This window comes from Bacillus sp. FSL P4-0290, from assembly GCF_037975435.1.
In the GTDB taxonomy this organism is placed as follows: domain Bacteria; phylum Bacillota; class Bacilli; order Bacillales; family Bacillaceae; genus Bacillus; species Bacillus subtilis.
The window spans coordinates 156,015-162,500 of record NZ_CP150253.1 but is presented as its reverse complement, the minus strand read 5'-3'; the positions used below and the strand labels follow the sequence as shown (position 1 = coordinate 162,500).

The window sequence follows — 6,486 nt, the reverse complement described above, 5'->3', positions numbered from 1 at the left end:
GTGTTCCGCCGTACTCAGGATCCACTCAGGAGAGAACGAAGTTTTGACTACAGGGCTGTTACCTCCTATGGCGGGCCTTTCCAGACCTCTTCATCTACCTCGTTCTTTTGTAACTCCGTACAGAGTGTCCTACAACCCCAAGAGGCAAGCCTCTTGGTTTGGGCTGATCCCGTTTCGCTCGCCGCTACTCAGGGAATCGCATTTGCTTTCTCTTCCTCCGGGTACTTAGATGTTTCAGTTCCCCGGGTCTGCCTTCTCATATCCTATGAATTCAGATATGGATACCACTCCATTACGAGTGGTGGGTTTCCCCATTCGGAAATCTCCGGATCAAAGCTTGCTTACAGCTCCCCGAAGCATATCGGTGTTCGTCCCGTCCTTCATCGGCTCCTAGTGCCAAGGCATCCACCGTGCGCCCTTTCTAACTTAACCGTTAAAAAGAATCACTATGTGATATCTTGTGTTACTAATTGAATGTGATGTCTACTGTTATCTAGTTTTCAAAGAACACGTTTCGAAGGAATGATCCTTCAAAACTAAACAAGACAGGGAACGTTCTGTTTATAAGACCCAAGGTCTTATATTCCGTATAATATCCTTAGAAAGGAGGTGATCCAGCCGCACCTTCCGATACGGCTACCTTGTTACGACTTCACCCCAATCATCTGTCCCACCTTCGGCGGCTGGCTCCTAAAAGGTTACCTCACCGACTTCGGGTGTTACAAACTCTCGTGGTGTGACGGGCGGTGTGTACAAGGCCCGGGAACGTATTCACCGCGGCATGCTGATCCGCGATTACTAGCGATTCCAGCTTCACGCAGTCGAGTTGCAGACTGCGATCCGAACTGAGAACAGATTTGTGGGATTGGCTTAACCTCGCGGTTTCGCTGCCCTTTGTTCTGTCCATTGTAGCACGTGTGTAGCCCAGGTCATAAGGGGCATGATGATTTGACGTCATCCCCACCTTCCTCCGGTTTGTCACCGGCAGTCACCTTAGAGTGCCCAACTGAATGCTGGCAACTAAGATCAAGGGTTGCGCTCGTTGCGGGACTTAACCCAACATCTCACGACACGAGCTGACGACAACCATGCACCACCTGTCACTCTGCCCCCGAAGGGGACGTCCTATCTCTAGGATTGTCAGAGGATGTCAAGACCTGGTAAGGTTCTTCGCGTTGCTTCGAATTAAACCACATGCTCCACCGCTTGTGCGGGCCCCCGTCAATTCCTTTGAGTTTCAGTCTTGCGACCGTACTCCCCAGGCGGAGTGCTTAATGCGTTAGCTGCAGCACTAAGGGGCGGAAACCCCCTAACACTTAGCACTCATCGTTTACGGCGTGGACTACCAGGGTATCTAATCCTGTTCGCTCCCCACGCTTTCGCTCCTCAGCGTCAGTTACAGACCAGAGAGTCGCCTTCGCCACTGGTGTTCCTCCACATCTCTACGCATTTCACCGCTACACGTGGAATTCCACTCTCCTCTTCTGCACTCAAGTTCCCCAGTTTCCAATGACCCTCCCCGGTTGAGCCGGGGGCTTTCACATCAGACTTAAGAAACCGCCTGCGAGCCCTTTACGCCCAATAATTCCGGACAACGCTTGCCACCTACGTATTACCGCGGCTGCTGGCACGTAGTTAGCCGTGGCTTTCTGGTTAGGTACCGTCAAGGTACCGCCCTATTCGAACGGTACTTGTTCTTCCCTAACAACAGAGCTTTACGATCCGAAAACCTTCATCACTCACGCGGCGTTGCTCCGTCAGACTTTCGTCCATTGCGGAAGATTCCCTACTGCTGCCTCCCGTAGGAGTCTGGGCCGTGTCTCAGTCCCAGTGTGGCCGATCACCCTCTCAGGTCGGCTACGCATCGTCGCCTTGGTGAGCCGTTACCTCACCAACTAGCTAATGCGCCGCGGGTCCATCTGTAAGTGGTAGCCGAAGCCACCTTTTATGTTTGAACCATGCGGTTCAAACAACCATCCGGTATTAGCCCCGGTTTCCCGGAGTTATCCCAGTCTTACAGGCAGGTTACCCACGTGTTACTCACCCGTCCGCCGCTAACATCAGGGAGCAAGCTCCCATCTGTCCGCTCGACTTGCATGTATTAGGCACGCCGCCAGCGTTCGTCCTGAGCCAGGATCAAACTCTCCGATAAAGTAGTTTGACTGACTACGCACATCGCTGTGCGATTTATAAAAATGAATTAACAGGTACGTTTTGTCTTGTTTAGTTTTCAAAGATCATTACTGCCGCTTAACGAAGCAGCTTTATTACTATAACATTTAGCTTCTTTTAAGTCAACAACTTTTTTCAAAGTATTTAATGAAGCTTTTAGTTGATGTCAGCTGTTTATCAGCGACGAATAATAATATATCACGGATATTATCAAAAGGTCAATACCCAATTTAGGCTGTATGTGAAGAGACATTTTATCGGTTATATTCAATTGTCCATGCTCATAAGATGTAAAACAAGAATGATGGACAAGATAAGGAGGCATCATCAGTGAATCACTTCTATGTGTGGCACATTAAACGGGTAAAACAATTAATTATTATACTTATCGCCGCATTTGCAGCTGCCAGCTTTTTTTATATCCAAAGAGCTGTCCCGCTTCCCGTGTTTTCAACTGACACCGGACCTAAAGCCATTTATAAAGGAGAAACAGACTCTAAAGATATTTCACTTACTTTCGATATCAGCTGGGGTGATGAGAGAGCAGAACCGATACTTAATACTCTGAAAGCAAACGGGATTAAAAACGCAACGTTTTTCCTATCCGCTTCTTGGGCAGAACGCCATCCCGACACAGTGGCACGTATCGTAAAGGATGGACATCAAATTGGGAGCATGGGCTACGCTTATAAAAACTATGCCAATTTAGAGAGCAGCGAAATAAAAAAGGACATAAACCGTGCGCAAACAGCCTTTGAAAAGTTAGGGGTCAAAGACATACAGCTATTAAGACCCCCTACCGGCCAATTCAATAAGAATGTTCTAAAGGTCGCAAAGCAATACAATTATACAGTCGTTCATTACAGTGTGAACTCTCAAGACTGGACAAATCCCGGAGTTGAAAAAATCATCGACAATGTGACCAAGCAAGTTTCCGGTGGAGACATTATTCTTTTACATGCCTCAGATTCGGCAAAACAAACAGAAGAAGCATTGCCTGATATCATCCATCAGCTGAAAGAAAAAGGATTAAAAAATGTAACCGTGGGTGATCTCATCGCAAATTCTGATGCCAAATCCGCAGAGGTAAAGTAATTACTTTGCTGCAAACTTCGGCAGCATCAGCAATTGGAAGGCATTACATGCCATTAACGGAAAAAGCATTAAATAAAGCCAGTCCTCATCATTTACTCTTAATGCAGGGAACCATTCTAATGCGGTAATCACAACCATCAAAAATAACGATGACACAAATGTTTTCTTAGAGGACTGCTTTTGCTTTATATAAGCTGTAATCACTCCAAAGATCAATAAAAACACCGGTAACCACGCATAGCCAGCCAGCGATTCTCCGCTCTCTCCAAAAAATAAAAAACGCACGTACATTAAATCAAAAGCAACAAACAGGATGAAAAACAACTGCAGCAAATTCCACAAAGAGGAGGACCTTAATATCTCAAGCGCAAACCGATGAACTGTTAAAAACACGAAAAAACCCATTTGGCTGATCACACTGAAAATCATGCCTACACCGATAAACCAAAATAAAACAGAGAAAATCTGTCCCGCTTCAAATGTTAGAAACAGCCCTCTATATTCTCCCCACTTTAAAGCAAAACCCACAATACTCGTGATAAGCGCCCCGACAGCTAAAATAGAAAAGAAAAAACGAACTAAACCACGGCTTTTCATTTCTTTATTCATCCCCTCAAAAATCGCGAACAGCGATATTTTGTTATGTATAATTCCAAACAGATGAATCATATTAAAGGTAAGACAAGTATGTGAAAGGAGCTTAAGCATGTCAAAAGCCAAAACGCTATTGATGAGCTGTTTTTTGTTATTATCTGTAACAGCTTGCGCTCCAAAAGACCAAGCAGCGGATATGGACTATGATCAGACCAAAAAAATGGTTGTTGATATATTAAAAACTGATGATGGAAAGAAAGCTATTAAGGAATTATTAAATGATGATGCCATGAATGAAGCGCTGGTGATTGACCAAGATGCAATTAAAGGAACAATAGAAAAAACACTCACATCTAAAAAAGGTGAAGAATTTTGGAAAAACATCTTTGAAGACACTGATTTTGCTGAGGGCTTTGCCAAAACTCTTCAGACAGAGCATGAAAAAGTGATTAAAAAGCTGATGAAGGATCCAGATTACCAGAAGATGCTGATGAGCGTTATGCAGGATCCCGGCATGGATAAAAAGTACAGCCAGCTGGCAAAAAGCCAAGAATTCCGCAGTTATTTAGAAGAGGTTATTAACGAAACACTTTCTAGTCCGCTTTACAAAAAGCAGTTCGAAGATGAGCTGAAAAAAGCAGCAAAAGACACAGCAAAAGAAAGTGAATAAAGGGAAAGCCGGGATCTGGAATCCCGGTTCACCTTTTATACCTGCACTGACATTTTTGCATCTATTTTTTTTGCGATGTCCTGATATATTTCTCCGATTGGATGATTTTCGTCATAAACAGACGGAGCAAATTGGTCCTTATCCCAATCGGGCTGTTTCAATGGGATTCTGCCGAGCAAAGGCACGTTTAGTTCCTCAGCCAGTTTATCTCCTCCGCCTTTTCCAAACACATATTCTCTTTCCCCTGTCTTTGCACTTTCATAATAAGCCATGTTCTCTATGACACCCACGACCTCATGATCGGTTTTAATCGCCATAGAGCCCGCTCTGGCCGCGACAAAAGCAGCTGTCGGATGTGGCGTAGATACGATAATTTCTTTGCAGCTCGGAAGCATTGTATGTACATCGAGAGCAACGTCCCCTGTACCAGGCGGAAGATCAAGAACGATATAGTCTACTTCTCCCCACTCTACTTCATGGAAAAAGTTATTCAGCATTTTGCCGAGCATCGGCCCTCTCCATACGACCGGGGCATTTTCTTCTACGAAAAAGCCCATTGACATGACCTTTACTCCAAAGCGTTCAACAGGAAGAAGTTTCTCTCCTTCAATTGTTGGACGCACAGTGATACCCATCATGTCCGGCACACTGAACCCATAAATATCCGCATCAATTAAACCAACCTTTTTCCCTAGACGAGCCAGAGAAATAGCTAGGTTTACTGACACAGTTGACTTGCCTACGCCGCCTTTTCCACTTGCTACAGCAAGAAAGACTGGCGGGTTATCCATATTTAATAATGTTTTTTTCTCAGCTGACGGCGCCCGGAATTTAGCAACCGTTTCTTCAGGCAGCTCTTCAAATCGAAGGCCGACCGTCTCAGCTCCTGCCCCTTTTAATACGTTTACGATCTCTTGCTGAATCTGCATTTGTTCTGCTGTTCCTGTTTTTGCAAGAGCGACTTTTACACTGATATGCCGTTTTTCAGGCTTTATTTTAATTTCCTTAACGGCATCCAATTCTCCCAGAGGTCTTTGAAGAAAAGGTTCGCGCATTTCTCCGACTAGTTTTCTTACTTCATCTTCTCTTATCATCGAACCTCACCCTTTTGTGTATTCGTTTACAATTATTATTATATCATACATAAATGGCGGGTGTCTTATGCTTAGAACCACAAGAAAACCCTCCATTACTCCGGAGGGTCTCCTTTTTCTGTGAAATATCGCAAAATGCCTTTATATATGGAAGATGCCACCTTGTCTTGATATTTCGGTTTACCGAGCAACGTTGCTTCGTTTGGATTGGATAAAAATCCGACTTCTATAAGCGCCCCCGGTTTGGTGACGTTTTGCATTAAGTAGATACCATGAATCCGCTTTGCTTTCCGGGTTGTGTTTTCCAGATTTCTTCTCAGCTCATCCTGGATGTATTTTGCGACTTTCTCATTTTCCGCATATTTCCCGTAATAAAAGCTTTGGGCTCCGCTCCATTTTTGTGACGGAATCGCATTAAGATGAATGCTGATATAGAGCTCCGCCTCTGAATGGTTTATTAATTTGACTCGTTGTCTTAGATCCTCAGCTTTTCGTCGACTATAGCCTTTTGTTCCTTCTGGAGCGAGATCAGTATCACTTTCTCTGGTCATGATAACAAGCGCTCCTTGTTCTTGAAGATAATCCCTGACTCTAAAGGCCACTTCCAGCGTAACATCCTTCTCTAACAGCTTTCCGCCGACTGCTCCGCCGTCAGGCCCGCCATGACCTGGATCTAGATAAATGATTTTACCGCTCAAGGGCAGGCTCCACGGCTTCCAAGAGTCGTTATTGCTGAACTGATATTTGAACAGAAATAGTAATACGATGAAGCCTAGCAAAAAACTGAGCCATTTAAGCTTTTTCCTCATCCCTTCCCCTCCCGCTTGTCCGTTATTACATAACTATGGGACAGGGCCGGGA

5 protein-coding genes and 2 rRNA genes (1 of these 7 cut by a window edge) are annotated in these 6,486 nt (G+C 44.9%); 2 read left to right on the top strand and 5 right to left on the bottom strand.

Annotated elements, in window-relative coordinates:
• Positions 1-432, bottom strand: a 23S ribosomal RNA gene (locus MKY10_RS00945); it reaches 2,496 nt to the left of the window's first position.
• Positions 433-602: 170 nt separating this feature from the next.
• Positions 603-2,152, bottom strand: a 16S ribosomal RNA gene (locus MKY10_RS00940).
• The 16S and 23S rRNA genes sit together here, the layout of an rRNA operon.
• A 350-nt stretch (positions 2,153-2,502) precedes the next feature.
• Between MKY10_RS00940 and pdaB the strand changes: the two genes are divergently transcribed.
• A complete protein-coding gene (gene pdaB, locus MKY10_RS00935; RefSeq protein WP_015252978.1) occupies positions 2,503-3,267 on the top strand; it encodes a polysaccharide deacetylase family sporulation protein PdaB in 765 nt (254 codons plus the stop codon).
• On the opposite strand, the gene kbaA is transcribed toward pdaB, so the two are convergent.
• Positions 3,268-3,864 carry a KinB-signaling pathway activation protein gene (kbaA, locus tag MKY10_RS00930; protein WP_004399693.1) on the bottom strand — a complete coding sequence of 199 codons (597 nt, stop codon included), beginning with the start codon at positions 3,862-3,864 and terminating at the stop codon, positions 3,268-3,270.
• A gap of 109 nt (positions 3,865-3,973) precedes the next feature.
• On the opposite strand from kbaA, the gene gerD reads away from it, so the two are divergent.
• Positions 3,974-4,531 carry a spore germination lipoprotein GerD gene (gene gerD / locus MKY10_RS00925; protein ID WP_003235126.1) on the top strand — a complete coding sequence of 186 codons (558 nt, stop codon included), beginning with the start codon at positions 3,974-3,976 and terminating at the stop codon, positions 4,529-4,531.
• Between the two features lie 35 nt (positions 4,532-4,566).
• Here gerD and salA read toward each other — a convergent pair whose 3' ends face one another.
• Both salA and cwlD read right to left on the bottom strand, forming a co-directional pair.
• A complete protein-coding gene (gene salA, locus MKY10_RS00920) occupies positions 4,567-5,625 on the bottom strand; it encodes an iron-sulfur carrier protein/transcriptional regulator SalA (protein WP_003235124.1) in 1,059 nt (352 codons plus the stop codon).
• A gap of 95 nt (positions 5,626-5,720) precedes the next feature.
• Entirely contained in the window at positions 5,721-6,434 is a 714-nt protein-coding gene (gene cwlD / locus MKY10_RS00915; RefSeq protein WP_015252979.1) for an N-acetylmuramoyl-L-alanine amidase CwlD, read from the bottom strand.
• Positions 6,435-6,486 lie beyond the last annotated feature (52 nt).

Excerpts from the sequence above, each read along its gene's own strand:
- gerD (WP_003235126.1), top strand. The coding sequence starts at position 3,974 with ATGTCAAAAGCCAAAACGCTATTGATGAGCTGTTTTTTGTTATTATCT.
- kbaA (WP_004399693.1), bottom strand. The coding sequence starts at position 3,864 with ATGAAAAGCCGTGGTTTAGTTCGTTTTTTCTTTTCTATTTTAGCTGTC.
- salA (WP_003235124.1), bottom strand. The coding sequence starts at position 5,625 with ATGATAAGAGAAGATGAAGTAAGAAAACTAGTCGGAGAAATGCGCGAA.
- cwlD (WP_015252979.1), bottom strand. The coding sequence starts at position 6,434 with ATGAGGAAAAAGCTTAAATGGCTCAGTTTTTTGCTAGGCTTCATCGTA.